Source organism: Streptomyces sp. NPDC015144, assembly GCF_043079735.1.
Lineage (GTDB): Bacteria > Actinomycetota > Actinomycetes > Streptomycetales > Streptomycetaceae > Streptomyces.
In genome coordinates this window covers 479,025-504,559 of record NZ_JBIBUU010000002.1, presented here as the reverse complement: position 1 = coordinate 504,559, position 25,535 = coordinate 479,025, and the positions used below count along the sequence as shown (strand labels likewise).

Annotated in this window: 26 protein-coding genes and 1 riboswitch; of the genes, 8 read left to right on the top strand and 18 right to left on the bottom strand. The window is 72.5% G+C overall.

From position 1 onward, the window contains the following. Positions 1-65 precede the first annotated feature (65 nt). From ACF08W_RS06330 to ACF08W_RS06295, 8 genes are all read right to left on the bottom strand, one after another. Positions 66-830 carry a transglycosylase family protein gene (locus ACF08W_RS06330; RefSeq protein WP_352276957.1) on the bottom strand — a complete coding sequence of 255 codons (765 nt, stop codon included), beginning with the start codon at positions 828-830 and terminating at the stop codon, positions 66-68. Between the two features lie 3 nt (positions 831-833). Next, positions 834-1,007: riboswitch (cyclic di-AMP (ydaO/yuaA leader) on the bottom strand. A 312-nt stretch (positions 1,008-1,319) separates the two neighbouring features. Next, the gene (locus ACF08W_RS06325) at positions 1,320-2,288 is read right to left on the bottom strand and encodes a transglycosylase family protein (protein WP_392278599.1); all 969 of its coding nucleotides are present in this window, start codon (positions 2,286-2,288) and stop codon (positions 1,320-1,322) included. Positions 2,289-2,390: 102 nt separating this feature from the next. Then, positions 2,391-3,761, bottom strand: a complete 1,371-nt coding sequence (locus tag ACF08W_RS06320) for a cytochrome P450 (protein WP_392278598.1) — start codon at positions 3,759-3,761, stop codon at positions 2,391-2,393. Beyond that, the gene (locus ACF08W_RS06315; protein ID WP_392278597.1) at positions 3,758-4,765 is read right to left on the bottom strand and encodes a nucleoside triphosphate pyrophosphohydrolase; all 1,008 of its coding nucleotides are present in this window, start codon (positions 4,763-4,765) and stop codon (positions 3,758-3,760) included. Before ACF08W_RS06315 ends, ACF08W_RS06320 begins: the two co-directional genes overlap by 4 nt. Positions 4,766-4,808: 43 nt before the next feature. Then, positions 4,809-5,453, bottom strand: a complete 645-nt coding sequence (locus ACF08W_RS06310) for a SurA N-terminal domain-containing protein (RefSeq protein ID WP_385206619.1) — start codon at positions 5,451-5,453, stop codon at positions 4,809-4,811. Positions 5,454-5,685: 232 nt separating this feature from the next. Then, the gene (locus ACF08W_RS06305) at positions 5,686-6,123 is read right to left on the bottom strand and encodes a hypothetical protein (RefSeq protein WP_385206622.1); all 438 of its coding nucleotides are present in this window, start codon (positions 6,121-6,123) and stop codon (positions 5,686-5,688) included. 114 nt (positions 6,124-6,237) lie between these two features. Then, on the bottom strand, positions 6,238-6,642 hold the full coding sequence (locus tag ACF08W_RS06300; protein ID WP_385206625.1) for a GtrA family protein: 405 nt from the start codon (positions 6,640-6,642) through the stop codon (positions 6,238-6,240). Further along, positions 6,639-7,601: a glycosyltransferase family 2 protein gene (locus ACF08W_RS06295; protein WP_392278596.1), complete on the bottom strand. Its 963-nt coding sequence runs from the start codon at positions 7,599-7,601 to the stop codon at positions 6,639-6,641. Before ACF08W_RS06295 ends, ACF08W_RS06300 begins: the two co-directional genes overlap by 4 nt. Positions 7,602-7,724: 123 nt before the next feature. Here ACF08W_RS06295 and ACF08W_RS06290 point away from each other — a divergent pair, with 123 nt between their 5' ends. Continuing rightward, positions 7,725-10,286 carry a YfhO family protein gene (locus ACF08W_RS06290; protein ID WP_392278595.1) on the top strand — a complete coding sequence of 854 codons (2,562 nt, stop codon included), beginning with the start codon at positions 7,725-7,727 and terminating at the stop codon, positions 10,284-10,286. A gap of 245 nt (positions 10,287-10,531) precedes the next feature. Continuing rightward, entirely contained in the window at positions 10,532-11,059 is a 528-nt protein-coding gene (locus ACF08W_RS06285; protein WP_392278652.1) for a DapH/DapD/GlmU-related protein, read from the top strand. Between the two features lie 10 nt (positions 11,060-11,069). Here the strand turns inward: ACF08W_RS06285 and ACF08W_RS06280 are convergent, their stop codons facing one another. The 3 genes from ACF08W_RS06280 to ACF08W_RS06270 form a co-directional block, all read right to left on the bottom strand. Continuing rightward, on the bottom strand, positions 11,070-12,611 hold the full coding sequence (locus tag ACF08W_RS06280; protein ID WP_352276942.1) for a protein kinase: 1,542 nt from the start codon (positions 12,609-12,611) through the stop codon (positions 11,070-11,072). Continuing rightward, on the bottom strand, positions 12,608-13,243 hold the full coding sequence (locus tag ACF08W_RS06275) for a hypothetical protein (RefSeq protein ID WP_392278594.1): 636 nt from the start codon (positions 13,241-13,243) through the stop codon (positions 12,608-12,610). The genes ACF08W_RS06280 and ACF08W_RS06275 overlap by 4 nt, the downstream gene beginning before the upstream one ends. Positions 13,244-13,436: 193 nt before the next feature. Next, positions 13,437-15,527 (bottom strand): N-6 DNA methylase, encoded by a 2,091-nt coding sequence (locus ACF08W_RS06270; RefSeq protein WP_392278651.1) that lies wholly within the window; start codon positions 15,525-15,527, stop codon positions 13,437-13,439. A 327-nt stretch (positions 15,528-15,854) separates the two neighbouring features. On the opposite strand from ACF08W_RS06270, the gene ACF08W_RS06265 reads away from it, so the two are divergent. After that, positions 15,855-16,724 (top strand): DUF4190 domain-containing protein, encoded by an 870-nt coding sequence (locus ACF08W_RS06265; protein WP_385206638.1) that lies wholly within the window; start codon positions 15,855-15,857, stop codon positions 16,722-16,724. 93 nt (positions 16,725-16,817) lie between these two features. Here ACF08W_RS06265 and ACF08W_RS06260 read toward each other — a convergent pair whose 3' ends face one another. Then, positions 16,818-17,582: an HNH endonuclease family protein gene (locus tag ACF08W_RS06260; RefSeq protein ID WP_392278593.1), complete on the bottom strand. Its 765-nt coding sequence runs from the start codon at positions 17,580-17,582 to the stop codon at positions 16,818-16,820. Between the two features lie 168 nt (positions 17,583-17,750). Beyond that, positions 17,751-18,572: an SDR family NAD(P)-dependent oxidoreductase gene (locus ACF08W_RS06255; RefSeq protein ID WP_392278592.1), complete on the bottom strand. Its 822-nt coding sequence runs from the start codon at positions 18,570-18,572 to the stop codon at positions 17,751-17,753. An 87-nt stretch (positions 18,573-18,659) separates the two neighbouring features. Between ACF08W_RS06255 and ACF08W_RS06250 the strand changes: the two genes are divergently transcribed. Both ACF08W_RS06250 and ACF08W_RS06245 read left to right on the top strand, forming a co-directional pair. Then, the gene (locus ACF08W_RS06250; protein WP_385206645.1) at positions 18,660-19,517 is read left to right on the top strand and encodes a helix-turn-helix transcriptional regulator; all 858 of its coding nucleotides are present in this window, start codon (positions 18,660-18,662) and stop codon (positions 19,515-19,517) included. 49 nt (positions 19,518-19,566) lie between these two features. Then, the gene (locus ACF08W_RS06245; protein ID WP_392278591.1) at positions 19,567-20,181 is read left to right on the top strand and encodes a DinB family protein; all 615 of its coding nucleotides are present in this window, start codon (positions 19,567-19,569) and stop codon (positions 20,179-20,181) included. A gap of 43 nt (positions 20,182-20,224) precedes the next feature. On the opposite strand, the gene ACF08W_RS06240 is transcribed toward ACF08W_RS06245, so the two are convergent. From ACF08W_RS06240 to ACF08W_RS06230, 3 genes are all read right to left on the bottom strand, one after another. Further along, positions 20,225-20,794, bottom strand: coding sequence for a hypothetical protein (locus ACF08W_RS06240; protein WP_392278590.1), 570 nt, complete (start codon positions 20,792-20,794; stop codon positions 20,225-20,227). Positions 20,795-20,935: 141 nt separating this feature from the next. Then, the gene (locus tag ACF08W_RS06235; protein ID WP_385206651.1) at positions 20,936-21,295 is read right to left on the bottom strand and encodes a hypothetical protein; all 360 of its coding nucleotides are present in this window, start codon (positions 21,293-21,295) and stop codon (positions 20,936-20,938) included. Positions 21,296-21,339: 44 nt separating this feature from the next. Next, the gene (locus ACF08W_RS06230) at positions 21,340-21,657 is read right to left on the bottom strand and encodes a hypothetical protein (RefSeq protein ID WP_392278589.1); all 318 of its coding nucleotides are present in this window, start codon (positions 21,655-21,657) and stop codon (positions 21,340-21,342) included. Positions 21,658-21,749: 92 nt separating this feature from the next. Between ACF08W_RS06230 and ACF08W_RS06225 the strand changes: the two genes are divergently transcribed. From ACF08W_RS06225 to ACF08W_RS06215, 3 genes are all read left to right on the top strand, one after another. After that, positions 21,750-22,589, top strand: a complete 840-nt coding sequence (locus ACF08W_RS06225; RefSeq protein ID WP_392278650.1) for a Scr1 family TA system antitoxin-like transcriptional regulator — start codon at positions 21,750-21,752, stop codon at positions 22,587-22,589. Continuing rightward, positions 22,586-22,801: a DUF397 domain-containing protein gene (locus ACF08W_RS06220; RefSeq protein ID WP_392278588.1), complete on the top strand. Its 216-nt coding sequence runs from the start codon at positions 22,586-22,588 to the stop codon at positions 22,799-22,801. Before ACF08W_RS06225 ends, ACF08W_RS06220 begins: the two co-directional genes overlap by 4 nt. Positions 22,802-22,964: 163 nt before the next feature. After that, complete coding sequence (locus tag ACF08W_RS06215) at positions 22,965-23,174, top strand: DUF397 domain-containing protein (protein WP_392278587.1); 210 nt, start codon at positions 22,965-22,967, stop codon at positions 23,172-23,174. A gap of 25 nt (positions 23,175-23,199) precedes the next feature. Here the strand turns inward: ACF08W_RS06215 and ACF08W_RS06210 are convergent, their stop codons facing one another. Then, the gene (locus ACF08W_RS06210) at positions 23,200-24,000 is read right to left on the bottom strand and encodes a phosphotransferase enzyme family protein (protein ID WP_392278586.1); all 801 of its coding nucleotides are present in this window, start codon (positions 23,998-24,000) and stop codon (positions 23,200-23,202) included. A 229-nt stretch (positions 24,001-24,229) separates the two neighbouring features. Next, positions 24,230-25,486 carry an MFS transporter gene (locus ACF08W_RS06205; RefSeq protein WP_392278585.1) on the bottom strand — a complete coding sequence of 419 codons (1,257 nt, stop codon included), beginning with the start codon at positions 25,484-25,486 and terminating at the stop codon, positions 24,230-24,232. Between the last annotated feature and the right edge of the window lie 49 nt (positions 25,487-25,535).

Below are 25,535 nucleotides of genomic sequence, written 5' to 3'. Positions count from 1 at the left end.
CGGGGGGGGATGCGCGCCGGACCGGGGCGGTCTGGAGGAGAGAGCCCGCGCCGCGGGGTCCCGTGCTACTTCGTCAGGTGCAGCTGCTGACCCGGGTAGATCAGGTCGGCGTCCTCGACGATGTCCTTGTTCAGCTCGAACAGCCGCTGCCAGCCGCCCTTGACGCCGTGCTCGGCGGCGATCGCGCTCAGCGAGTCACCCTCGACGACCTTGTACTCGCCGTCACCCTTCTTGACCTTCTCGCCGGTCGGGGTGGTGACGGTCTTCTTCGACTCGGCGCTCGGGGCCTGGCCACGGTCCGAACGGGAGGCGGCGGGGGCCTCGGTGCGCTCGGCCGGCTTCGGCTGCGCCTGCTTCTTCGGGGCGGTGCTCTGCTGCTCGGAGGCGCCGGAGCCGGCGGTCGAGTTGGCGGAGGAGTTCGAGGACGAACCGGTGTCGACGCCCGGGTCGACACCGTCGTTGGTCAGGTTGCCGGCACCGGCGCAGGCCCAGGCACCCGGGCCCTGGAGGGCGAGGAGGCGCTCGGCGGTGGCGATCTGCTGGGCCTTGGTGGCCAGGTCGGCGCGCGGGGCGTACTGGGTACCGCCGGCGGCGGCCCAGCTCGACTGCGAGAACTGCAGGCCGCCGTAGTAGCCGTTGCCGGTGTTGATGGACCAGTTGCCACCGGACTCGCACTGGGCGACGGCGTCCCAGGTGGCGACGGAGGCGGCGGAGGCGTTGGTGGCGCCCATCAGCGGCACGGCGACGGCGGCACCCGCGACACCGGCGAGCGTGACGATGCGGACGGCCTTGGACGGGCGGCGGTGCTTGCCCTTGCTGGAAAGCAGCATGGAACTTCTCCTCACCGACGCCTACGAGGTGAGCTGTCGGGTTCGGGCCGAGTGAGTTGCCCGGTCGCACGTCCTAGCACGCGACTTCACCCCAAGCCTGATCCGATACGTCGTCCCGACGTCCGGACCCGGCGGCTTACCTGGGTCCCCCGCTCCTGCCTACGGCGCTGTACGCGTCTGTTTTCCCTTCGACCGACGGCAGGATTCGGCGTGACGGTCGACGGGGCCCGCGGTGCGAGCGATTCCGACCGTAAACATACGCAAGCCCTACATTCAAAGATGGACACATCAGACAATCAGCCCGTACTTGCATCTGAAGAATTGCCGTTTCCGCAGGTGGGAGCGGGGTGAGCGAGCCTCCGGATCGCGACACGCCGGAAGACGCAAAGAGACCCATGTCTCACTTACGCATAAGTGGACATAGGCCCCTAAACTGCCCCGGTTTCTGAGGCATTTTTAGGCGGTTTCCGGACCGCCGACCGGTCGCCCCTACTCGGCCTTCACGCCGAGTTCGAGGCTCTGACCGGGGAGGATGAGGTCCGGGTCGGAGCCGATGACGTCCTTGTTCGCCTCGTAGAGCGCGGGCCAGCCGCCGGGGACCTTCTGTGCATCAGCAATCGTCCAGAGGTTGTCCCCTGACCGGACGGCGTACGTGCCGTCGGCGGTCTGCCCGGCCGTGTCGCGCGCGTCGCCGCCGCGCGAGGCGTGCCGGCCGGACTCGCGGTGGCCGCCGTCCGTGCCACGGCTCTCGTCGGCGGCCGGGGCGCCTCGGTGGCGGCCGTTCGTGCCGCTGGAGGACTCGGGCGAGGCGGAGCCGTCCTGCGCGGGCTTCGACGGCGCGCCGGTGGAACCGGACGGGGTGGCCGAGGGCGAGGTCTCCGCGGACGGCGTCTTCGACGGCTTCCCGTTCGACTCGCCCTTGCGCTTGCCGGAGTCGCCGGACGGGCTGTCCGCCGAGCCGTCGGAGCCGTCCACCGCGTCCGCGCCCTCCCAGGCGGTGTGGGGCGGCGTGACGATGTCCGACGCGTCGTCCTGCTCGTCCCCGGAGGGAGTGGTGCCGGGGTCGACGCCGGGCAGCGAGGCGTCCGTCGCCAGGCCGGAGATGACGGCGCAGCTCGGCCACGCCTTCGGCCCCTGGTCCGCCAGGACCTTCTCGGCCACCGCGATCTGCTGCGCCCGGCTGGCGAGGTCGGCGCGGTCCGCGTAGGTCTCGCCGCCGTACGCCTTCCAGACCTCCGGCGAGATCTGGAGGCCGCCGTAGGAGCCGTTGCCGAAGTCGGCGCTCCACGCGCCGCCGCTCTCGCACTCGGCCACCCGGTCCCAGGTCGTGGCGTCGGCCGCGGACGCGCCCGACGCGCCGAGCAGCGGAATGGCGATGGCCGATCCGGTCACGCCCGCTGCGACGACGATGGCCGGTGCCTGCCGGGGGCGACGGTGCCTGCCGTTCGCGGATCCCATGGAATTGCCTTCCGTGTGACTGACGTCTGACTAGGTCGAACGGTGAACCTAGCCGCACTCGAACGCGCGTCACAAGTCGATGCAGCGCGGATCACGCGAAAGTCACAGAGTTGACGTTGCGTCAGCTGCAGGTGCGGTGCGTTCCGGTGTGAACTGGACCGGGAGCGTGCGGAGTCCGCGCATGATGAGCCCGCCACGCCACCGCAAATCGGTAGGTTCCACCGCGAGTCGCAGGTCCGGGAGACGGTTCAGCAGGGTGGCGAGCGCGGTCCGTCCCTCCAGCCGGGCGAGCGGTGCGCCGAGGCAGTAGTGGATGCCGTGCCCGTATCCGAGGTGCTGATTGTCACGTCGGGCGAGATCGAGGGTGTCGGGGTCCGGGAAGCGGTCCGGGTCGCGGTCGGCGGCCGCGAGGACCACGAGCACCGGGTCCCCGGCCTCGATGGACTCCCCGCCGAGCGTCAGCGGTTCGGTGGCGAACCGCCAGGTGGCCAGCTCCACCGGGCCGTCGTAGCGGAGCAGCTCCTCGATGCCGGTCTCCAGCAGCTCCTCCTCCCCCGCGTCGAGGGAGCGTTGCAGCCGTTCGCGTTCCCCGGGGTTGCGAAGCAGGGCATACACCCCGTTTCCGATCAGATTGACCGTGGTCTCGAAGCCGGCGAAGAGCAGGATGAAGGCCATGGCGGCGGCTTCGTTCTCGGTGAGGTGCTCGCCGTGGTCGCTGGCCCGGATCAGCCCCGAGATCAGGTCGTCGCCGGGCTCCTCGCGCTTGCGGTGGATGAGTTCGGCGAGGTAGCCGCGCATCTTCTTCACCGACCGGGCGACCCCGCCGCGCGGGCCGCCGCCGTGGCGGATCATCATGCCCGCCCAGTCCCGGAAGTCGTCCTGGTCCTCGGGCGGTACGCCGAGCAGGTCGCAGATGGCGTAGATGGGGAGCGGGAAGGCCAGGTCGTGGATGAGGTCGGCCTCGCCGCTCTCGGCGAAGCGGTCGATGAGCCGGTCCGTCAGCTCCTGGACGCGCGGGGCGAACTCGGCTACCCGGCGCGGGGTGAACGCCTTGGAGACGAGGCGGCGCAGCCGGGTGTGGTCGGGCGGGTCGATGTTCAGCAGATGCGTCATCAGCTCCGCCTTCCGCTCACCGGGGATGCCGGTCTTCCCCTTGGCGTGCGCGGGTTCGGCGTGGTGGGCCGGGTTCTTGGAGAGCCGGGAGTCGGCGAGGGCCTGCCGGGCGTCCTCGTACCGGGTCACCAGCCATGCCTCGACGCCGCTGGGCAGCTCGGTGCGGTGTACGGGGCTGTGCTCGCGCAGCCAGGCGTACGCCGGGTACGGGTCGGTGGCGAACTCCCAGGTGAAGAGTGCGGGCGCCCCGGCGGCCGCCGGGCACGTGGCGGGCTCGGCGGGCGGGTCCGCGGGGAGCGTGGCGGACGGGTCGTCCGTGGAGGGCGTGGCGGGGTGGTCGTCGGCGGGGCTGTGGTTCACCCTTCGACGTTATCCGCTGCCTTTCGGTCCTCGCCGTGGCCCTCCGCCGCCCTGATGGCGTCCCGGTAGGCGCGGCCCGCGGCGCGGAGGGCGGCCTCGGGGTCGGCACCGTCCCGTTCGGCCCGGACGGCGAGGGCGAGGAGCTCGTAGCCGATGCCCTCGCCGGCGGGGAGCGGCACGTCGAGACCGGCGGTGCGGACCCGGCTCGCCAGCTTGGCCGCGAGCGCCAGGCCGGGCTGGCCGACCGGGACGCCGTCGGTGACCGAGTCGCGCCGCTTCTCCTCCGCCTTGGTGCGCAGCCAGTGGGCGTGGACGTCCTCGGGGGTCTCGGCGGTCTCGTCGCCGAAGACGTGCGGGTGGCGGTGGATCAGTTTCTCGATGAGCCCGGCGGCCACGTCGTCGATGGAGAACGGCTCCGCGCCGTCCCCGGGGCGGCCCTCCTCGGCGATCCTGGCGTGGAAGACGACCTGGAGGAGGACGTCGCCCAGCTCCTCCCGGAGCTCGTCCCGGTCGCCGTCCTCGATCGCCTCGACCAGCTCGTACGCCTCCTCGATCGCGTACTTGGCGAGGCCCTCGTGGGTCTTCCGCGAGGTCCACGGGCACGCGACCCTGATCCGGTCCATGATCTGGACCAGGTCGAGGAGCCGGGCGCCGGGCAGGTCGTACGAGCCGGGCAGCAGCTCCAGGTCCGGCATCCGCGTCCGTCCCGATCCGGCGAGCCGGGCCAGCCCGTCGGTGAGCGCGGGATCGCCCTCGCCGCCCGCGAGGACGACGACGCTCCGGCCGCCCGCGCAGGCGTCGACCAGCTCCGGCGCGGTGGGCGCGGCGTGCTCGACGGTGACGCCCGCCTCGCGCAGGTACGGAAGCTGCGGGTGGTCGGGGTCGGCGCAGAGGACCCGGTCGGCGCCGTGCAGGGCCTGCCAGGCGGGCCAGGACAGCAGTCCGGGGGCGACGCGGTGGCTGGCGGTGAGCAGGACGATGCGGCCGGGGTCTTCAGCGTTCACCGTTCGAATCTACCTCTGTCGCCGCCGCCCGTTCCGCCGCAGGTCAGGCCCCGGCTCCGGCCGGCTTGGTGACCTGGGTGATCCAGGGGGCCCGGTAGGTGGCGAGCTGGGCCTGCTTGCTGTCCCAGGTGCCGTAGCGCGGGTTGACGTCGACCCGGAGCGCCTTCGACGCCTTGCCGAGCGCCTCGCTCACGGCCTGCTGGCCGGCGGGCTGCTGGAGGTCGACGCCGAGGGCGGCGGCCAGCTTCGTGAGCTGGACCTGCTCGCGCAGCACGGTGTCGATCTGGTCGGGGGCGACCCAGCTCTGCTGGAGCATCATCGTGCGCAGCCCCGTCGCCCCGCCGGTCTGGGCCTCGGCGACCTTGCGCATCTGCTGGATCTCGGTCCGTTCGACGGTCACGCCCGCGTCCGCGGCGGCCCGGTCCAGGACCCGGTCGAAGATCATGCTGTGCAGCTTGGCCCGGCCGAGCTGCCCGGACTTGTCGACGAGCTGGGTGGCGTCCTTCGTCTCGTTCTGCGCCGCGCGCACGGCGGCCACCTGGCCCTGGAGCGCGGAGACCTCGATCCGCTCCCCGCCGACGACGGCCGCGGCCCCCGGATGGGTCTCGCCGCCGCAGGCGGCGAGGGCGGGTACGCCGACGAGCAGGGCGGCGGAGACGGTGAGCGCGGTGCGACGGCGGCGGTGCAAAGGAACCTCCCGGGGAGACTTTGTGCATCAGTGCACAAGACCTTGCGGTGATCGATGTTAGGCAGTGGACGTGGCTGGGGCCACTGATTCGACCAACGATTCGGAAGGAGTTGGGGATGTGGGGCGTCGGCGACGCGGATCGGCCGGCCGCCTCGACGGCTGTCGACGGCCCCCGGCGGCCCGCGGCCGCGGGTCGCGGGGCCGGGGGCCGCCGGTCCGGGCCGCGCGGTCCCTACGCCGTGGCCTGCGGGATCTGCCCGGCCACCACGTCCAGGCCGCCGGGGCCGAACCGCTGGAAGAAGATGCGCAGGGCGCTCTGCGCGGACTCGTCGATCATGACGAACGAGTGCTTCAGCAGGCCGCGCTTGACCTCGGTCCGCTTGAGGTCCGCGAGGAGGTACGTGGCCAGGTGCCGGTCCGGCTTCGCGAAGGTCGGGTTGGCGACGAACAGGAACAGCCGCTCCCCCGTGGTCGCGAGGTAGATGGGCTGCGGGGCCGCCGCAGCCACCATCGTCCCCCCGCTGAGCACCGCCGCGGCGATCCCCATCGCGATGTTCTTCTTGACCGAGACCTCGCTCAGGTTCACCAGCGAGGTCGACATCACCTGCTCCCCGGGGGCCAGCATCGGCGTGACGGCAGCCACCAGCGCCCGGCTTCTTCTCTTGTTCATCACAACACCTCTGGGTCGGATCGGCCGGATCGGCCGGTTCGACCGAAATGCAGCACGACGTGTCAATGCATCGCGACACTTTGCCACATCGGATCCCGGTCCCCGCCGTCCGTCTCAGCCGACGTGTTCGCGCTCCACCGCCGGTGGCGCGTCGGGGCGCAGCATGATCGTCCGGGAGACGAGGAAGGTGATCGGGACGGCCGCCGCGGCGGCGATCAGCGGCGCGTACCGGCTGCCGAGGCCGGCGACGTCGACCAGCAGGTAGACGCCGCCCGTGGTGATGGCGAAGTTGGCGGCGTTGGTCAGCGGGAAGAGCAGGAACTTCCGCCAGGTGGGGCGGGTCCGGTAGGTGAACCGGCAGTTCAGGAAGAAGGAGCCGGTCATGCTCAGCGCGAAGGCGAGCACATGGGCGGCGATGTACGGCAGCCGGGTCAGCAGTACGAGGTAGCAGCCGTAGTACGTGCCCGTGTTCACGACCCCCACCAGGGCGAACCGGGCCAGCTGGGCGGTGACCGTCATCGGCGTACGGACTCCCGGGCCTCGCGGACGGCCGACGGGGTCTCCGTGTTCGTGGCCTTGACCAGGTAGTGCGGGCGCTGCTTCACCTCGTAGTAGATGCGGCCGACGTACTCCCCGACCACCCCGAGCATCACCATCTGGACACCGGCGAGCGCGATGACCACGACGAGCGTGGTGACGTAGCCGGGGGTGTCCACGCCCCGCACCAGGGCGACGCCGACGATCCACGCCGCGTACGCGAGGGCCACCGACAGCAGCAGCATCCCCAGGTAGAGCGCGGCGCGCAGCGGCTTGTTGTTGAAGGACAGCAGCCCGTCGAGGCCGTAGTTGAGGAGCTTGCCGAAGGTCCAGGCGGAGCTGCCCTGCTCCCGTACGGCGTTCTCGTAGCCGAAGGTCTTCGTGCGGAAGCCGACCCAGGCGAAGAGGCCCTTGGAGAACCGGTTGTACTCGGTGAGCCGCAGCACGGCGTCGACGGTGCGGCGGGACAGCAGCCGGAAGTCGCCGACGCCGTCGACGAGTTCCACGTCGACCAGGCGGTTGATCAGCCAGTAGTAGGCGCGGGCGGTGACGGTGCGGGTGACCCGGTCGCCCTTGCGGGTCCGGCGGGCGATCACCTGGTCGTGGCCCTGCTCGTACTCCTCCAGCATCCGGCCGACCAGTTCGGGCGGGTGCTGGAGGTCGGCGTCCATGATGACGACGGCGTCGCCCTCGGCATGCTGGAGACCGGCCAGCATCGCGGCCTCCTTGCCGAAGTTGCGGCTGAAGGAGACGTAGCGCACGCGGGGGTCGGCGGCGGCCAGCTCCTGGAGGATCATCAGCGTCCGGTCGGCGCTGCCGTCGTCCACGAAGACCAGCTGGAACTCGTGTCCGAGCCCGGCCATTTCGTCCGTGACGCGGTCGTGGAAGCGTTCGAGGATCTCTTCCTCGTTGTAGCAGGGCACCACCAGAGAGATCAGCACAGACGTACATCAACCGGGCCAGGTGTCGGCATCCGATGCAGCACATGACCGGCGCACGTCCATTGCGTGAACTGGTGCGTGGCACAAGGGATTTGCGTGTTCGAGGCTGACATATTTCTGCCCATGCCCGTGCCCTTGTCCACGTCCCGGCCCGCTTCCGCCCCCACCGCGTCCGCCGCCGCCCCGCCGCTGGTGGACCGCGCCCGCCCGCGCGCGGGCGCGCTCGCCGCGCTGCTCACCGTCGTCGCGGTCTGCGCGGGCGACGCCGTGTCGCGGAGCTTCCCGTTCGGCCCGTACACGCGGAGCGTCAACGACCTGGGCAACCAGTTCGTCCCGTTCCACGCCCGGCTCTGGGACCTGCTGCACGGGCGGGCCGACGGGGGGCTGCTGCTCAACTGGTCGTCGGGGTTCGGGACGAGCTTCCTGCCGGATCTCGGTACGTATCTGGGCAGCCCGTTCGCCCTGCTCGTCGGGGTCTTCCCGAGGGACCGGATCGATCTCGCGGTCTATGCGGTGACGGTCCTGAAGATGGCGTCGGCGGCGGCGCTGATGGCGGTGTTCCTGCTGACGCTGCGCGGCGGGCGCTGGTGGGTCGCCGGGGTGCTGGGCGGTTCGTACGCGCTGTGCGGCTGGTCGGTCGCGGAGGCGGCGTACAACCCGATGTGGCTGGACGGGCTGGTCGCGCTGCCGCTGCTCTGCCTGGCCGCCGAGTGGGCCCGGACCGGGCGGCACCGGGTCGCCGCGCCGCTGCTGGTCGCGCTGGCGTGGGTGGCCAACTTCTACACGGCGTACATGGCGACGCTCGGCGCGGCGCTGGTGCTGGCGGTCCGGCTCTTCACCGAGCGGGACGACCGGCGGGCGGTGGCCCGGGCGCTGGGGCGGGCGGTGCGCACGGTCGGGGTGGGGATCGGGCTGTCGGCCCCGGTCCTGCTCCCCGTCTACCTGGGCACCAAGCACGCCTACCCGGGCTGGGACCGCCCGTTCGCGCCCGCCTCCTGGACCGATGTGCTGGCCCGGCTGCTGCCCGCCACGTACAGCTTCTTCACCCCGGCCCTCTACCTCGGCACGGGCACCCTGCTGCTGGCCGGTGCGCTGGCCTTCCAGCGGTCGGTGCCGGGGCGGGAGCGGTGGGCGTGGGCGGGGCTGGTGGCCGGGGTCGCGCTGTCGATGCAGTGGGAGCCCACCCATCTGCTCTGGCACGCCTTCGCCACGCCCAACGGCAGCCCGTACCGGCAGACCTTCGTGCTGGCCGGGCTGGTGGTGACGGCCGCGTGGATCTCCGTCTCGTACGGCCCGCCGGGGCGGCGGGCGCTGGCCGGCGGGGCGGCGGTGCTGGTGCTGCTCGCGGCCGGGGCGGGGTTCAGCGGGCTGGTCTCGGGGTGGACGTATCCGCTGTTCGCGCTCGGCCTGGGGGCGGCGGTCCTCGCCCTGCTGCTGGTGGGGCGGGGCGGGCGGTACGCGGCGCTGGCGGCCGTGCTGCTGATCGGCGCCCAGGCCGGGCAGGCCGCGGCGGCCACCGCGTACTTCGACCGGCAGCGGCTGAACCGGCTCGACGACTACGCGCCCTGGGGCGAGCGGCAGAGCACCCAGCGGGCCGTGGTCGAGGGCGCCGACGACTGGCCGCGCTTCCGGACGGACCCGGGCCGGGAGCAGACCACCGCGAACGACCCGCTGCTGGTGGGCGGGGAGGGCGGCGCCTACTACAGCAGCCACACGCCGGACGTGCTGACCCGCACGATGCGGGCGCTCGGCGGCGGGTGGACGTCGAACGGGCGGGCGGTGCAGAGCCTGGACAACCCGGTCACGGACGCGGTCTTCTCCGTCGGCGCCCGGGTACGCGGTCCGCGCGACCCGCATCAGGGCGCCGGTCACACGGGCCTGGGCGCCCCGGCCGACCGGCCGGTGACGGCGGGGCGGGCGGCGGCCCCGCCGCTGGTGACGGTGCGTCCGTCCGGGGCGGGCGGCCCGGTGGCGTACGGGCGCTCGGCGTTCCGGAACCAGGAACTGCTGCTGGGCTCACGGGTCTACACGGTCCCGCCCACGGTGCTGCGCGCGGCGTCGGCGGGTACGGCCGCGGTGACGGACCGGGGCGCGCACGACTACCGGGTGCGGCGCGGCGCGTACACGCTGACCGCCGCCTGCCCGGCGGACTCCGAGGCGTATCTGTGGACGCCCGACCTGTTCGGCCGGGCCCGGCTCGGCGGCGGCCGGGACGTCGAGTTCAAGGGCCAGCTGCCGGCCCGGCGGGCCGCGATGCAGCACCTGGGCCGGGTCGGCCCGGACGGGCACGTACGGATCGCGCTGGCCCCGGTGCGCCCCGGGACCGTGCCGCACCGGGCGGTCGGCTGCCTGGACCGGGCCCGGCTGGCCTCGGCCGTCGACGGGCTGCGGGCCACCGGCGCGACCGCCGTCCACATCACCGCCGACGGCGTACGGGCCGAACTCCCGCCCGGCACCACGGGAACGGTGGTGCTCGCCGCCCCCCGGATCGCGGGCTGGCGCTGCCAGGGCCGCCCCGCCGACAGCCACCTGGGCCTGGTCGCCACCCCGGCCCCGGCCGACGGCACGGCGGTGGAGTGCGCCTTCCGCCCCCCGGGCCTGCGGGCGGGCGCCCTGGCCGGCGCGGCGGCGCTGGCCCTCCTGATCGCGGGGGGCCTGGTGTCGGCGTACCGGCGGCGGTCCTGAAGCGGGTTGCCGATTCGGGGTGCGCCGCGGGTCGTGGGTCCGGGGCCACGGGTACCGGACCCGGCCGCCGACGAGGGTGGCCGGCGAGGCCGACTCGGTCAGCGCGGCCATCAGTGTCTCTCTCCATACCCATGCCGCCACCCCCCTCCACAACTTCTGGTTGTTTCCAGTGTGATTCCGGGTTGTTTGATCGGATGTCCGCACAGTGGTGGGATCAGCGCATGTCTACTCGCACAGAGCAGGTCATGCATGTCCAGACGCCTGAGTTCGCGCGTTTCGCGGAGCGGATCGCGGAGGTGACCGATGCGACGTCCCGGCTGAACGTGCTTCCCTTCAGCGACAGCGAAGGGCGCACGGAACTACTGTCCGTTGTGTTCGGCGGCCCACTGCCGGAGTCGGTGGTGATCTACCCGCCGTTCTTCACCGAGTACGGGCTGGACACGACGTTCGGGGAGAACGTCTTCGTCAACCAGGGATGCACCTTCATGGACAAGGGAAGCATCCGCATCGGCAGCGGCGTCATGATCGCCCCGAAGGTCAGCCTCATCACCGGAGGCCATCCGCTGCCCCTGGCCGAGCGCCGTCAGTACCTTTCCTTCGCCCCGATCGTCATCGAGGACGACGTCTGGATCGGGACGTCCGCCGTGATCACGCAGGGGGTGACCATCGGCGCCGGTGCGGTGGTCGCCGCCGGTGCGGTGGTCACGCGTGATGTCCCCGCCGGCACGATGGTCGCGGGAGTGCCCGCCCGGGTGGTCAAGGAGATCGACTGAGTCCGGCCGGTCAGCCGCCGTGGACCTCGGCCTGGCGGTCGAGGCGGCGGCGCAGCTCCGCCGGGAGCGGGTGCTGGGGGCCGTAGGCGCGCTCGGCGTCGTAGAGCAGGGCCTGGAGCTGGACGCGGGCGGTGACGTGGTCGCCGAGGGCGAGCAGCAGGTGGGCGACGCGGTTGCGGATCTCGAACCAGCGGGCCGGGTCGCCGCCCCGGGCGGGCTCGTCGTAGTACGGCAGGATCGCGCGGTACTCGGCGAGCGCGGCGGCCGGTTCACCGAGCTGCTCCAGGCACTGGGCGGCGTCGTGGCGGAAATGGAGTGCCTGGGGGTCGGCCGGGCCCGCCTCGGCCGCCCGGTCGTCGGCGAGCCGGCGCAGCTCGGGCAGGGCGCGGCGGTACTGCCCGTCGTCCATCAGCGTCGCCGCGTACTGCTTGCGCAGGATGCGGACGACGGTGGAGTTCTCTCCGTGCTGTTCGGCGGCGGCCGGGAGGATCGAGCCGAGGATGTCCACCGCCTGGGTGATCCGGCCCTCGCCGAGCAGTTTCTTCACGTCGTCGACGGCGGCGGCCACATCGGGCCGGGCGGCTGCGGCGGCGGGGGCGGGCGGGGCCTGCGGCTGCGGGGGTACGCGGGTGGCGCGGTCGGGCCAGGGGGCGTGCGGGCGCAGGAAGGGGCGGGTCGGGTCGAGCGGCCCGGCGGCGGGTGCGGTGCCCGGGGCGGGGAGCAGCGGGGCGAGGTGTTCGTACACCTCCTGGGCGCCGGACGGGCGGTGCTGGGGGTCCTTGGCGAGGAGCCGCAGCACCAGCGCTTCGAGCGGTTCGGGGATGTCGGGTCTGATCCGGCGGACCGGGACGGGCGGTTCGTAGAGGTGGCGGTGGAGGACGCCGAGGGCGGTGGCCCCGCCGAACGGCACGTCCCCGCTGAGCAGTTCGTGCAGGAGCACGCCGAGGGCGTAGAGGTCGGTGTACGGGCCGACGGCGCCGCCCATCGCCTGCTCGGGGGCCATGTACGCCGGGGAGCCGATGGGTGAGCCGGTGTGGGTGAGGCGGGTGGTGTCGTTGTCCATGACGGAGGCGACGCCCAGGTCGAGGACGGTGAGGGTGCCGTCCGGGCGGACCATCACGTTGCGGGGCTTGAGGTCGCGGTGGACGATCGGCACGGCGTGCACGGCGCACAGGACGGAGCAGAGCTGGGCGGCGACCGCGACGGACCACTGCCAGGGGTACGGGTCGTGCTCGGCGAGGTGGTCGGCGAGGTCGGCACCCTCGACGTGCTGCATGACGAGGTAGAGGTCGTCGCCGTCGCTGCCCGCGTCGTGGACGGTGACGAGGCCGGGGTGGTCGACCCGGGCGGTGACCCGGCACTCGCGGACGAAGCGGCGGCGCAGGTCCTCGGCGGCCCCGCTGTCGACGCCGGCGACCCGGTCGGGGCGGAGCAGTTTCACCGCCACGCGACGGTCCAGGCGCTGGTCGTAGGCGGTCCAGACCTGGCCCATGCCGCCCTGGCCGAGGACGGTGGCCAGCTCGTAACGGCCGCCGATGATCCGGCCGCTCATCTGCCCTCCGCCTTGCGGAGGTAGTCGCTCAGCTCGTCGAGCTCGGCGCGGACCTGCTCGATGCGTTGGGGCTGGGGCTGTTGCTGCGGCTGGGGCTGCTGTTGGTGCGGCTGGGGCTGGGGCTGCTGTTGGTACGGCTGTTGCTGGTACGGCTGCTGAGGCGGCTGCGGCATGTGCTGCTGCGGCGGCGGGAAGGCGGCCGGGGCGGGAGCAGGGGCGGACGCGGGGAGCACCGGGACCGTCTGCACGTAGGCGTATCCGGGCGCGGGGTGCTGTGTCTTGGTCAGCCGGTCGTAATGGCGGATGTCCCCGACCAGGTAGTACGCGATCGAACCGGCCATCACGAGCAGGAGCAGGGGGATGAGCACGTTGTCGATGCCGGTCGGCTCCTCACTGCCGTCCCGGCCGAGGATCGGCAGGAGCACGCAGACGAAGACGAACCCGGCCCCGGTCAGCCACCAGTCGACGGCCCGGCGGCGCACGATCGCGAGGCGGAGCAGCGGGGTCCACAGCAGCAGCCCGATCGAGCCCACCGTCAGCAGGGGGAAGAGCACGCGCATGGAGACGATCCAGGCCCGGCCGGGAACCCGGCGCGGCGGCGTCGGCGTCGGCGGTGGGACCGGGGCGTACATGGCTGCTCCTGGAGTACCTGGTCGGTGAGTTCCGTGTGCACGCTCCGCGTGTACGGAACCGAGCGTAAAGGGCGACCACGACAACCGGCCCGGGGTTGTACGGGTCGGCTGTGTTCCGCCTCACCCGTGGCCGCGTCGCGTCGCTACCGCCCTGTCCGTCGCACCCGCGTCGTTGGCCGCGTGGTGTCCGTCGTCAGTCCGGTGTGACCGTTCCGTCGGTCAGCCCGTCGTACATGCCCTGGACGAGCTGTCCGCCGAGCCGGCCGGTCAGCCGGAGGGCGTCCTCGAACTCCGCCAGGGCGCGGAACCGCCGCCCGTACCGCTGTTGCTCGGCGAGCGGCAGCCGGGGCAGTTGGAGGCGGCGGGCGTCCAGCCGGGTGGCGGTGGAGGCGTAGCTGCTGGCCTGGCGGTTGTTGGCGGTGGAGCGCAGGAATCCGGCCAGGAACCAGGGGTCCAGGGCGGCCGGGTCGGGGCGCAGGAGTTGGAGGTTGCGGCCGAGCGCGGCGCCCGCGGTGGCCTCGTCGACGACCCGGGTGGCGGCGCCGCCGCCGAGTACGGGGACGACGACGTCGCCCGCCTCGACGAACACCGGCTCCTCGGGGGGGCCGTCCGTGGGGAGGCTGCCCGAGGGGGCGGTGGCCCCGAGGACGTCGTGTTCGGTGAGGACGGGGGCGGTGCCGGTGCCGGAGCCGCCGGTACGGAGCTGGAGGGCCCCGGCGCGGGCGAGTTCGCCGACGGTGGTGAGCGGCCAGTGGGCGGGGGCGTGGAGGGCGGCGGGGGGTGGGGTGAGGGCGGTGGTGAGGCCGAGCGTCTCGGTGAGCCGTTCCCGTACGCGGGTCAGTTCGGCCGGGCCGCCCGCACCGGCGGGTGGCAGGTGGCGGGCGGGGGCGAGGTCCACGTCGTCGTCGAGGAGTTCGATGACGGGGACGGCGCGGCTGACGCCGGGGCGGTCCGCGGCCGGGGCCCCGCCGCCCGCGCCCTCCCCCGCGAAGGCCCGCCAGGCGTCGAGCACGGCGCCGTGCACCGCAGGCCAGTCGAGCCGGTCGCGCCCGCCGGCCGCGGCGGTGGGCGCGGGGCCCGTCGTGGCCGGTTCGGCGGGTTCGGCGGTGTCGACAACGAGCAGTTCGGGCGAGGGGTGCGGGCCGCCGTCGGGCTTGCGCAGCACCCAGAGGTGGAGCGGGATGCCGTACGGGGGTGCGGCCCCGGCCGGGAGCGCGACGACCGCGCGGAGCGCGCCGCGGCGGAGCAGGTCGGCGCGGATCCGGCGGCCGGAGCGGCGCGAGGCGGCGGCCGGGGGCATCAGGAGGACGGCGGCGCCCCCCGGGCGGAGCCGGGCCAGGGCATGCTGGACCCAGGCCAGTTCGGATTCGGTACGGGCCGGGAAGCCGTACTCCCAGCGCGGGTCGTAGGCGAGTTCGTCGTGGCCCCAGTTGCGTTCGTTGAACGGCGGGTGGCAGAGGACGACGTCGGCGGCGAGCTGCGGGAAGGCGTCGGCGCGCAGGGTGTCGCCGGTCCGCGCGGCGACGGTGCGGGTGCGGGCCTCCTCCGCGTGGAGGGCGAGCCGGAGGGCGGTGAGCGCGGCGAGGTCGGGGTCGGCCTCCTGCGCGTACAGGGCGGCCGGGCCGTCGACGGCCCGCAGCAGGGCACCGGTGCCCGCGGCCGGGTCGAGGACGGTACGTGCTGCCTCCCCGCCCCGCGCTCCGGCCAGGGCGGCCATCAGCTCGGCGAGTCCGGGCGGGGTGAGCGTGTACTGGCGCGGGTTGGCGTCCAGTTGGCGGCCGAGCAGGAACTCGAAGGTCTCCGGAACGCCGGTGCCCCCGGCGAGTTCGGCGGCGGCGCGGAGCAGCGGGACGGACGGGAGCAGTTCGGCGCAACCGGGGGTGTGCACCGCCCTGCCGGGGTCCGCCGCCGGGCCGAACCGCTCGGCGAGCAGCTTGTCGAGGGCGAGGGCGAGCACCCCGGCCATCCGCTCGTCCGGGACGGCGGCGCACTCCCGCCAGGCGCGGGGGTTGGCCCGCAGGAACAGCAGGGCGCAGCCGGTGTGGACCAGGGCGGGGACGGCTCCGGCCGGGTGGCCGGCGAGCTGCTGCCAGACCCGTTCGCGCAGCGGGACCTCGGCGAGTTTTCCCTGGTCACGGAGCCACTGCTCGACCTCGGCGAGGGAGAACGCCGGGCTCGTCTCGGTGCCGCCGACGGGTTTGGGGAAGTCGGCGTGCCGGCGGCGCCAGTTGCTGACGGCGGCGCGCCCGACACCCGCGAGCCGGGCGATCCCGGCCGCGGTCACCTCGGCCACGCCCGCGCCCGTGCCCGCGTCCGTCGCCTTCTCCGTCTTCCCGGTCTTCTCCGCCTTCTCCGTCTTCTTCTCCGGCACTGGCTGTCTCCCTGGTCCTGGCGCGCGCCCCGGTCGTGGCTTGTCGGCGAGCATACCGACCCGGTTCACACGCTATCGATTCACAGCGTGCACCACCCCATCCTCCGTGAACCATGTTGACTCGGTTCACAGTCTCTGTTGTTATTGACCCATCGCTGCACGAGCGATGCGCGAGAGCGCCGCACGTGCCGCCCGCCATCCGTTTCCGCTCATTTCCGCTCTTTTGCCGGAGGCACAGCCATGTCCCAGTCCACGCAGCCGCCGCAGTCCCCGCAGCCGCAGCCCCAGCAGCCGTACGCACCCGCCCAGGCGCCGGGGACGCACCCGGCACGCAACGGACTGGGGGTCACCGCGCTCGTCCTGGGGATCATCGGCGCTGTCTCCGGCCTGATCCCGTTCCTGTTCTGGCTGGCCGGCCTGCTGGGCCTCGTCGCCCTGATCCTGGGGCTGGCGGGGCGGGGCCGGGTGAAGCGCGGCGAGGCCACGAACAAGGGGGTGACCACCTTCGGCGCGGCGCTCGGCGGGGTCTCCCTGGTGCTCGCGGTGGTGGGCGCGGTGATCACGTTCATGGTGGTCAACGACGCCGTGAAGGACCTCGACAAGGCGGTGTCGGACACCACGGCCTCCGCGAAGCCGAAGCCCGGCGGCGACACGGGCGCGAAGGGCGACGGCAAGAAGGACGACGCCGAGAAGGGGGAGGGAGAGGACAAGGACGCTTCCAAGCCCCTGGAGGCCGGTGACTCGGCCGTGTACGACGACGACCTGACGGTCACGGTCGGCGACGCCACCTCCTACGCCCCGGGCAGCTACGCCGTCGGGCACACCAAGGGCAAGAAGGCGTACCGGATCGCCGTCGTCATCGAGAACGCCGGCAAGGAGAAGTTCGACTCCACGCTGGTCAACGTCACGGCGCGGGCCGGCAAGGACGGCGTGGAGGCCGAGCAGATCTTCGACGACAAGGTGGGCGCGGGCTTCGACGGCACGATCCTGCCCGGCAAGAAGGTCACGGTCCAGTTCGCCTTCGACGCCCCGGTGGACGCCAAGGAGTTGAACGTCGAGGTCAACCCCGGCTTCACGTACGACGCCACGCAGTGGGACCTGAAGCTCTGACGCCCGCGGCGGACCGGCCCCGCGAAGGGGCCGCCCGCCGCGACTCGTGGGCCCGACCGGCCGGACGGCCCGCCCGGCCCGCGCCCGCCCGGCTCAGCCGCCGCACTGCTCCAGCATCGCCGTCTTGTCGGCCGTGGTGACCGGCAGCCCGTACTTGAGGGCCACCTGCGCGAACCGCACCGCGTAGGAGCAGCGGATCGGCTCGTACGGCGGCAGCCAGGAACCGGGGCCGTAGTCGCGCTTGGCGTTGTTGGCCGGCCCGTCGACCGGGATGAGGTTGAGCGGGTCGTTGGCGATCTGCTGGCGCTTGGCGTCGCCCCAACGCGAGGCGCCCATCTGCCAGTCGTACGAGAGCGGCATCACGTGGTCGATCTGGATCCTGGTGGGTCGCTCCTTGCTCCACTCGATGGTCGAGCCGGTGTACGGGTCCTTGAGGGTCATCGACACGACCACGCAGTCGGAACCCGACCGGAGCTCGACCTTCTTGCCGTCCCGGGCGAGGAGGTCGTTGCGGGTGTCGCAGCCGTTGCGGGCGAGCGGTATCCCGTCGATCGAGTCCTTCCAGGCGTAGCCGAACTTCTCCCGGGCGTACCCGTTCCTCGTCCCGCGCCTCTTGGTCGTCACCTGCTCGATGACCTTCCGCCCGGCCGCCCGGTCCGCCTCGGAGGTGAGCGGCGCGAGGCCCGGCTTCGTACCGTCCGGGTTCTCCAGCGGGCTCGCCCCGAAGCCGCTGACGGTACGTTCGCTGCCGCTTCCTCCCTTGGGAGGCAGGGTCTCGACATCGCAGCCGGTCAGGGCCAGCACCGCCGTCACGCAGAGGGCGGGCAGGGCCACTTGATACACACGGGGAACAGACACGCGGAGCCGTCCTGACGGAGAGAAAGCCGAACCACCGAATCGTACGTATGTCTCTCCTGCGCACAGGTGTCCGCAACCGTGCCGCTCCCCGATGCGGCCGGAATCACACCCTCCGCCCGCTGTTCAGTGCCCTGCTCCGACCTCCCGCCTTCTGACGTCCCGTCCGGCTCAGGACCGCATGCCGCCGTCGACGCGCAGGACGGTGCCGGTGACGTAGGAGGCGCGGTCGCTGAGCAGCCAGGCGGCGGCCTCGGCTATCTCGTTCGGGTCGGCGGCCCGGCCCAGCGGTGTCTGGGAGTTGAGCTGTTCGATGATGCCGGGAGAGTCCGCCTCCCACACGTGGACCATCTCGGTGAGCGTGGTGCCGGGCGCGATGGCGTTGACCCGGATGCCCTCCGGGCCGTACGTGACGGCGGCCGAGGCGGTGAGGCTGTTGACCGCGCGCTTCGCGGCACCGTAGGCGGGCAGCCACGGGTTGCCCATCAGGCTGCCGACGCTGGAGGTGTTGACGATCGCCCCGGTCCCGGCGGTGGCCCGGATGGCGGCGATCTCGGCGGTCATGGCCAGCCACGGCCCCTTGAAGTCGACCGCGCACACCCGGTCGAAGTCGGCCTCCGTCAGTTGGTCCATCGGGCCGGGCGGCTGGGCGGTCGCCGCGTTGTTGAAGGCGACGTCGAGCCGGCCGTACACCTCCACGGCCCGGTCGACGGCCGCGCGGATGCTCGCGGGATCGGCCAGGTCGCACAGCACGTACTCGGCGGTGCCGCCCGCCTGCCGGATCTCCTCGGTCACCGCCGCCAGCTGGGCCCGGGTACGGGACGCGAGGAGCACCCGGGCCCCTTCCCGGGCGAACAGCCGGGCCGCGGCGGCGCCGATGCCCCGGCCGGCTCCGGTGACGAGGGCGACCTTGCCGGGGAGCAGCCCCGGGCCTGTGGTGCCCGGGCCTGTGGTGCCCGGGCCTGTGGTGGACGTGATCAGTGTGTCGGTCATGGGGCCGAGCCTGCGCCGGACCGCGCCGCTCATCCAGGCACCGGCGGTACCTGGATGAACCGGACGGGGTCCGCGCACACTGGAGGGGTGGACAGACGAGAACTGGCAGGCTTCCTGCGCAGCAGGCGCGAGCGGATCACCCCCGCCGAGGTGGGGCTCCCGGCCGGGCCGCGCCGCCGCACGCCGGGGCTGCGGCGCGAGGAGGTGGCGCAGCTCGCGTTCATCTCGACGGAGTACTACACGCGCCTGGAGCAGGCCCGGGCCCCGCATCCCTCCCGCGAGGTGCTGGCCCAGATCGCCCGCGCGCTGCGTCTCTCGGACGCCGAGCGCGACCACATGCACCACCTCGCCGGTACTCCGCCGGGCCCCCTGCCCGGCCCGTCCAGGGAGGTCCGGCAGAGCATCGTCGACCTGCTGGACCGGCTCCCGGAGGCCGCGGCGCTCGTCCTGTCCGCCACGTACGAGGTGATCGCCTGGAACGGTCTGGCCGCGGCCCTGATGGAGGACTTCTCCGCCCTGTCGCGCCGCGACCGCAACCTCGTCCGGCGCGTCTTCCTCGGGCCGCACCGGCACGGCCGGCCGCTGTACGGCGTCTCGGACGCGGACGCGTTCGTCCGGACCTCGGCCCAACACCTGCGCGCGGCGGCGGCCCGCTACCCGGACGACCCGGAGGTGGCCGGTCTGGTCCGGGAACTGCTCGCCGGGAGCGAGGAGTTCGCCCGGATCTGGGCGGGCCACGACGTGACCGCCCGCCCCACTCTCTGCAAGACCTTCCACCACCCGCTCGTCGGCCCCGTCTCCGTCAACTGCGACGTCCTGGACATCGCCGACCGGGACCAGCGGGTCGTCATCTACACCGCCGCGCCCGGCTCCCCCTCCGAGGAGGCGCTGCGGCTGCTGTCGGTCGTCGGCACCCAGCGCCTGGACGTCCCCTCGGACGTGTGACGAGTTCTTCCCGGGGGCGCTGTCAGTGGCGGGTGCGAGACTGCCCGGCATGACCGAACCGGGTGGGCCGAGTGAACCGAGTCCGAAGGCGGACCTTCTCCAGTACCTCCAGCAGGGCCGCGACGCGCTGGTGTGGAAGCTCGACGGGCTCTCCGAGTACGACGCGCGGCGCCCGTTGACTCCTACGGGTACGAATCTGCTCGGGCTGCTCAAGCATCTCGCCGGGGTGGAGCTGGGTTACTTCGGCGACACGTTCGGGCGGCCGTTCTTCACCGGGGAGCCGCCGTCCTGGTGGTACACGCGGGACGCGGAGCCCAACGCGGACATGTGGGCGACGGCGGACGAGTCCCGCGAGGACATCATCGGGCTGTACCGCAGCGCCTGGGCGCACACCGACGCCACGGTCGAGGCGTTCGACCTCGACGCGACCGGCCGCGTCCCGTGGTGGCCCGAGGAGCGTGCCGAGGCGACGCTGCACCACCTCCTGCTCCGCGTCATCTCCGACACCCAACGCCATGCCGGTCACGCCGATGTGGTGCGGGAGCTCATCGACGGGACCACCGGCTACACCCTGGCCCAGGACAGCCTGCCGACCGATGACGCCGCCTGGTGGGAGCGTCATCGGGCCCGACTGGAGCAGGTGGCTCGGGAGGCCGACGGCTGACCGGAGCTCTCGCCCCTCTCGGCCCCGTGGTGCCCGCCCGGGGTCAGAGGGGCGCCGTCTCGACCCTGCCCGTGAACCGGCCGCCCACGCGATCGGCGAGCCAGTGGGCGCGGGCGGTCTGGTCGCCGTTCCGGTCCCGGACGTGTACGTGGACGGTGTGGTCCGGCGACGGCTGGTCCTGGTAGAGGTCCCTGGAGTTGACCGTCAGCGTGAGGTACGCGTACTTCTGCGAGATCGCCTCCAGGCCCGCTTCGGGAACCGCCGGCCACGACTCCAGATCCCACCGGACAGCGGCGGAATCCTGCCCCAGGGCGACGACGAAGGGTTCGGCCCGGTCCAGCGGACGTCCCCAGTCGGACACGCGGATCGGCAGGTGGTCCGCAGCGTCCTCACCGGTCTCCGACGAGCCGTGCTCCTTGCCCGCCAGGGCCCACCATTCGAGGCCGGGCAGTACGCGGCGTACGCGCGCCAGGGTGTCCCGGGAGCTGATCACGGCTTCGAAGTCGACCTCTGCCCGGCTGGTGTCCGCCACACCCAGCAGGACACGGACCGCCCGCACCGCTTCGGACAGGTCGGTGGTGGTGAGGATGGCGGACGCCGCGGAGTTGCTCATCCTGGAACCGTAACGGGCATCCGCATGCGCCAGGGGCGGAGTAAGGGGCCGGGTGCGGGCACGGACGACGGCGTTGCGGCTGCCTCCCCCGCGGGTGCTCGCGAAAATGTGTGACACATCGGGGGGCGAGTGTCACGTTGTTCAACTGGGGTGGGCGGAGAGGGTGTACGTCACGTCCGTGTCCGGGACGACGACGAGGAGCGGGCTGCCGCCCCTGAGATGCGCCTGCGCCTCGCGCTGACCCTTGCGGTCCGCGTACCACTCACGCAGCTCGGCCGGGCGGCTCGGCGGAGCACCGGCCGGCCGACGCCGACTCAGGTGCTGCACCCACGCCTTCCCCTCCAGATCCAGACGCGGACCGTCCTCGGGATCACTGTCCAGCCGGTCCGCGATCCACAACGCCTGACCACCCAGCCACCGCACCGCCAACACCGGCGAGATCGTCTCGAACCTCCCCAGCACATACCGCGCCATCCGCCCGGTACCCCCGAAGAACTCCACCGCCAACACCTCACACCGGTAACCCGGCAGCCTATTCAGCCTGTTCACACGCCACCCCTGCTGCTTCGCAGATTCCGCAACGCGTTCTCCACACTCAACCGCTCCGCCGGAGTCAACGCCCGCACCCACCCCGGCTCCGCCTCCCACTCCACCCCACCCCCCACCGGCCGCAACGACCAGTACGGCCCCACCACCCCACGGAACTCCCCCACCCGACCCCCACGCCCCTCATCCCGGAACAACGCCCCAGGAGGCGGCACTTCGAGCTCACCCGAAGGCCCCTCCGAGCACCCCTCCGAGCGCTCCTCCGAGGGTCCCTCCGAGGGCTCCTGACCGTTCGGCACACCTGCGTCCTCGTGCACGTCAACTCCGCTCCGTAGTTGTCCCACTACCAAGTGGGGTCAGCGTGACCTAGAGTCGAAGTGTCAGCAACGTGGCTGAAAGGCAGGGCACGATGGTCAACGTCAAGGAACTCAACCCGGAGGCGAGCCCCGCAGCCGCCTACGGAGCCCGTTTGCGCAGGCTGCGCGAGGAACGCGGCTGGACCCAGGACCACCTCGGTTCGCTGGTCGGGTGCACGGGCAGGCATATCTCGGCGCTGGAAACTGGGAGGAAATCGCCTACTCTGCCTTTTTCTCGCCGTGTTGATGTGGCATTAGATACGACGAACACCGCTGATTCGTTCGAGCGCGAATGGCGCGAGATGAAGCACGGCAGCCTGCTGGAGGGCTTCCCGGAGTACGTGGGGTACGAGGCCCGAGCGGCGGAGATCAAGCTGTTCGAGTGCGGAGTGATTCCCGGACCGCTCCAGACCCGTGCGTACGCGGAGGCCCTGGCCACCAGCGCGGTGGACCGGGGAGTGATCACCCAGGAGCAGGCCAATGAACGGGTCGCGTTCCTCATGGAGCGACAGGCCGCTCTGGTCCGGCCCCTGCCCCCGCTGATCGTCGCGGTACTGGACGAGAGTTGCGTCCGGCGCCCCATCGGCGGCCCCGCCGTGATGGACGCACAGTTCCAGCATCTGATCGACTTCGCCGCGCAGCCCAACACCATGCTCCAGATCGCCCCGTACAGCATCGGTGAACTCCGCCCGTTCAATCGGTTGGTGAATCTGCTGACCCTCTCGGACCGGTCCGTCTTCTCCTATGTGGAGTCGCAGACGCAGGGGCATCTCGACCGTGAACTGTCGTCCGTACTGCCCCTGGTGAGGGACTACCATCAGTCGCAGGCTGTATCACTGTCACAGACGGCTTCTGTAGACCTGATCCACCAGCTACGAAAGGGCACCCCGTGACGACCGAAGTCGCGACCCCCCACTGGGTCAAATCCTCCTACAGCGACAACGGCGGTTCCTGCGTCGAGTGGGCCCCCGCGCAGGCGTCCACCACCGGCGTCGTCCCCGTACGCGACTCCAAGAATCCGCACGGACCCGTACTGCACACCTCCCCCACCGCCTTCGCCGCCTTCGTCGCAGGCGTCAGGAACGGGGAGTTCGGCGCCGTCTGACCCACGCGCGTCCCGCACATCCGATCCGTCAAACCCCACCGCGCCACGCACGGTGGGGTTTCGCGTTCCGCGCCCCCCGCCGGTTTGCCGCCCCGACCTGACGGGCACCTCGAACGCGGCACGGTTTCGCGACCAGACACGGGCAGTTGACGAGAGGGTTCCCATGGCGATCGAGTCCCCCCGCTGGATCAAGTCCTCCTACAGCAACAACGGCGGTTCCTGCGTCGAGTGGGCCCCGGCCCAGGTGCCCACCACCGGCGTCGTCCCCGTATGCGACTCCAAGAACCCGCACGGACCCGTACTGCACACCACCCCCACCGCCTTCGCCGCCTTCGTCGCAGGCGTCAGGAACGGGGAGTTCGGCACCGTCTGAACAACGGATTCTGCCCACGGGGCGGTCAGTTCAGCAGGGCAGCAGTGAACGTCTCGCGCTGGTCCACCAGCCAGTTCTGCATGCGGTCCCAGCGTTCCCATCCGCCACGCTCGGCCAGTGCCTGGAGATAGACAGGGTCGCCGTCGGCCACGCGGCGGGCGACGAAGGCGCGGCAGACCTCCGTGGCCTGCTCGATGACGGCGGGGAGGTCGGCCCGGTCCCGCGCCGAGAGGCCGTACCCGTCGGCGAGAATCCGGAGGCGCGCGGGCACGTCCAGCCCGGCCGGGTAGGGAGCGGGTGCCGGTCCGGGGTTCCGCATGGGCACCCAGTAGCGGGCGGTCATCGCGACGTCCCAGAGGGGGCGGCCCGGGGCCGCCAGGTCGAAATCGATCAGGGCCACGGCCCGGCCGTCACGGAAGACGACGTTCTCCGGGCACACGTCGTTGTGGCACAGCAGCGTTCCGCCCTCAGGATCGGCCAGGTCCCGGGGCCACGCGGTGCGGGTGTCGACCGCGACGCCCGCACCGGCCTCGTGCAGACGCCGCAGCAGGCTCCCCACCGACGCGAGGGCGGCGCTCGTCATCGCCCACTCCGGGAACGGTGGCAGGGGCACGTCGCCGGGGACGAAGGTCAGCCGCTCACGCCCCTCGTCGGTGCGGCCGACCGGGATGGGCGCCGCGTCGAAACCGCGCTCCCTCAGCGCGAGGAGCCAGGCGTGCAGAGCGGGCGCGTGGGGCGGCGCCGGACGCTCGACCAGCGCACCCCGGCGGAAGACCGCCCCCGCGTTCGCCATCCCGCCGACCAGTTCCCCGCCCTCAGCCGTCATGACGGTCACGCTACTGCGGGACCGGCCGTCGAGGTCCTGTTGTTGGCCGACGCAACAGGCCGGCCAGGGGATGGATGGGATGGACGTGGGCCCAGAACAGCGGCTGTGGAGACCGGTGCTGCGGAATCCCTCGCCGAGTACCGGTGGCCCGCCCATGGACGTGTCCGGGCTCCGACCCGCCGCATCGCGAGGAGGCGCTCCGCTCGTCGAGCGGCTCATGGGGCGGATCTCATGGGGCGGAGACCGGGGAGGCGGGCGGGTACCAGGTGAGAATCCAGCCTGCGGCGAACGCCGCCGCGCCTCCGGCCAGGGCGATCGCGCCGCCTGTTCCGATGCCCGCGGCCACCGCGCCGAAGCAGACCGGTCCGACGCCCTGCAGTGTCATGCTGCCGGAGCCGAGCAGGCCGAAGGCCTGGCCCTGGCCGCCCTGCGGCAGGGCTTCCAGGAACGGCCGTTGCAGGCCGAGACCGTAGGCGAATCCGAAGCCGCAGAGCAGCAGCAGGCAGGACGAGGCGCCCACCCCGGGTTCGGCGGCGAAGCCGACCAGCGGCAGGCCCATCAGCGCGGTCAGCGGGACCACCAGTCGCTCACGGGTGGGCGGCCGCAGCAGTCGCCCCACCAACAGGTCGCCGACCAGCATGCCGACCGGCAGACAGCCCATCAGCACCGCGTACCACCCGGGCGCGAAGTGGCGTCCTCCCGCGTAGGCCACGATCAGGCCTTCCCCGCCCGCCACGAACGCGGGCGGCAGCCACTGTGCCAGCATCAGCCGTCGCACCGTGGGTTCGCGCAGCAGCAGGCCGGCGCCGTGCAGGCTCGCCCGGACGGTGCCGCCGTCACCCCGGGCGCCGCCGGGTGTGCCGCCGGACTCTCCCCGTTCGAGCCGGGGCAGTCCGATGCGGACAGCGAGCGCGCAGCCGAGGTAGAGGGCGGCGCCGACCGCGAGCGCCCGGCGCGGACCGAGTACCGCGACGACCGCGCCTCCCAGCGCCAGACCGAACAGTTGCGCGCCGGAGGCCGCGATGTTGTTCAGTGAACGCCCCAGTACATAGGCGTCGCCCTCCAGCGACTGCGCGACCAGCCGACTCGACGCACCGTGGAACACCGGTGTGGCGAGGGCGACCAGCGCCACGACTCCGAGGGCTGCCGCGACCGGCATCCGTACCAGGGCGAGCAGCAGGGCGGAGGCGCACGTCACGGCGTAGCCACCGGTGATGAGCGCGCGGGCCGGCAGCCGGTCGGCCAGTGAGCCCAGCAGCAGCGAGCCGAACAGCTGCGGGACGAAGCCGATGCCGAAGGCCAGTGCGCTCAGCGGCGCGGAGCCGGTGGACGAGAAGGCCAGGACCGAGAAGGTGGTGATCCGCAGCGCGTCCGCGGTGATCGCGACGGTGCGGGTCGAGAAGAGCAGCCGGAATCGCGGCTCGGCCAGCACCTCCCGGTAGGTGGCACGGTGGTTGCCCTGCGCGGGCTCGGCGGTCGGGTTCATGACGCGCAGCCTCGCCGGACGCCCACACCCCCACCAATGATTCGTCGCT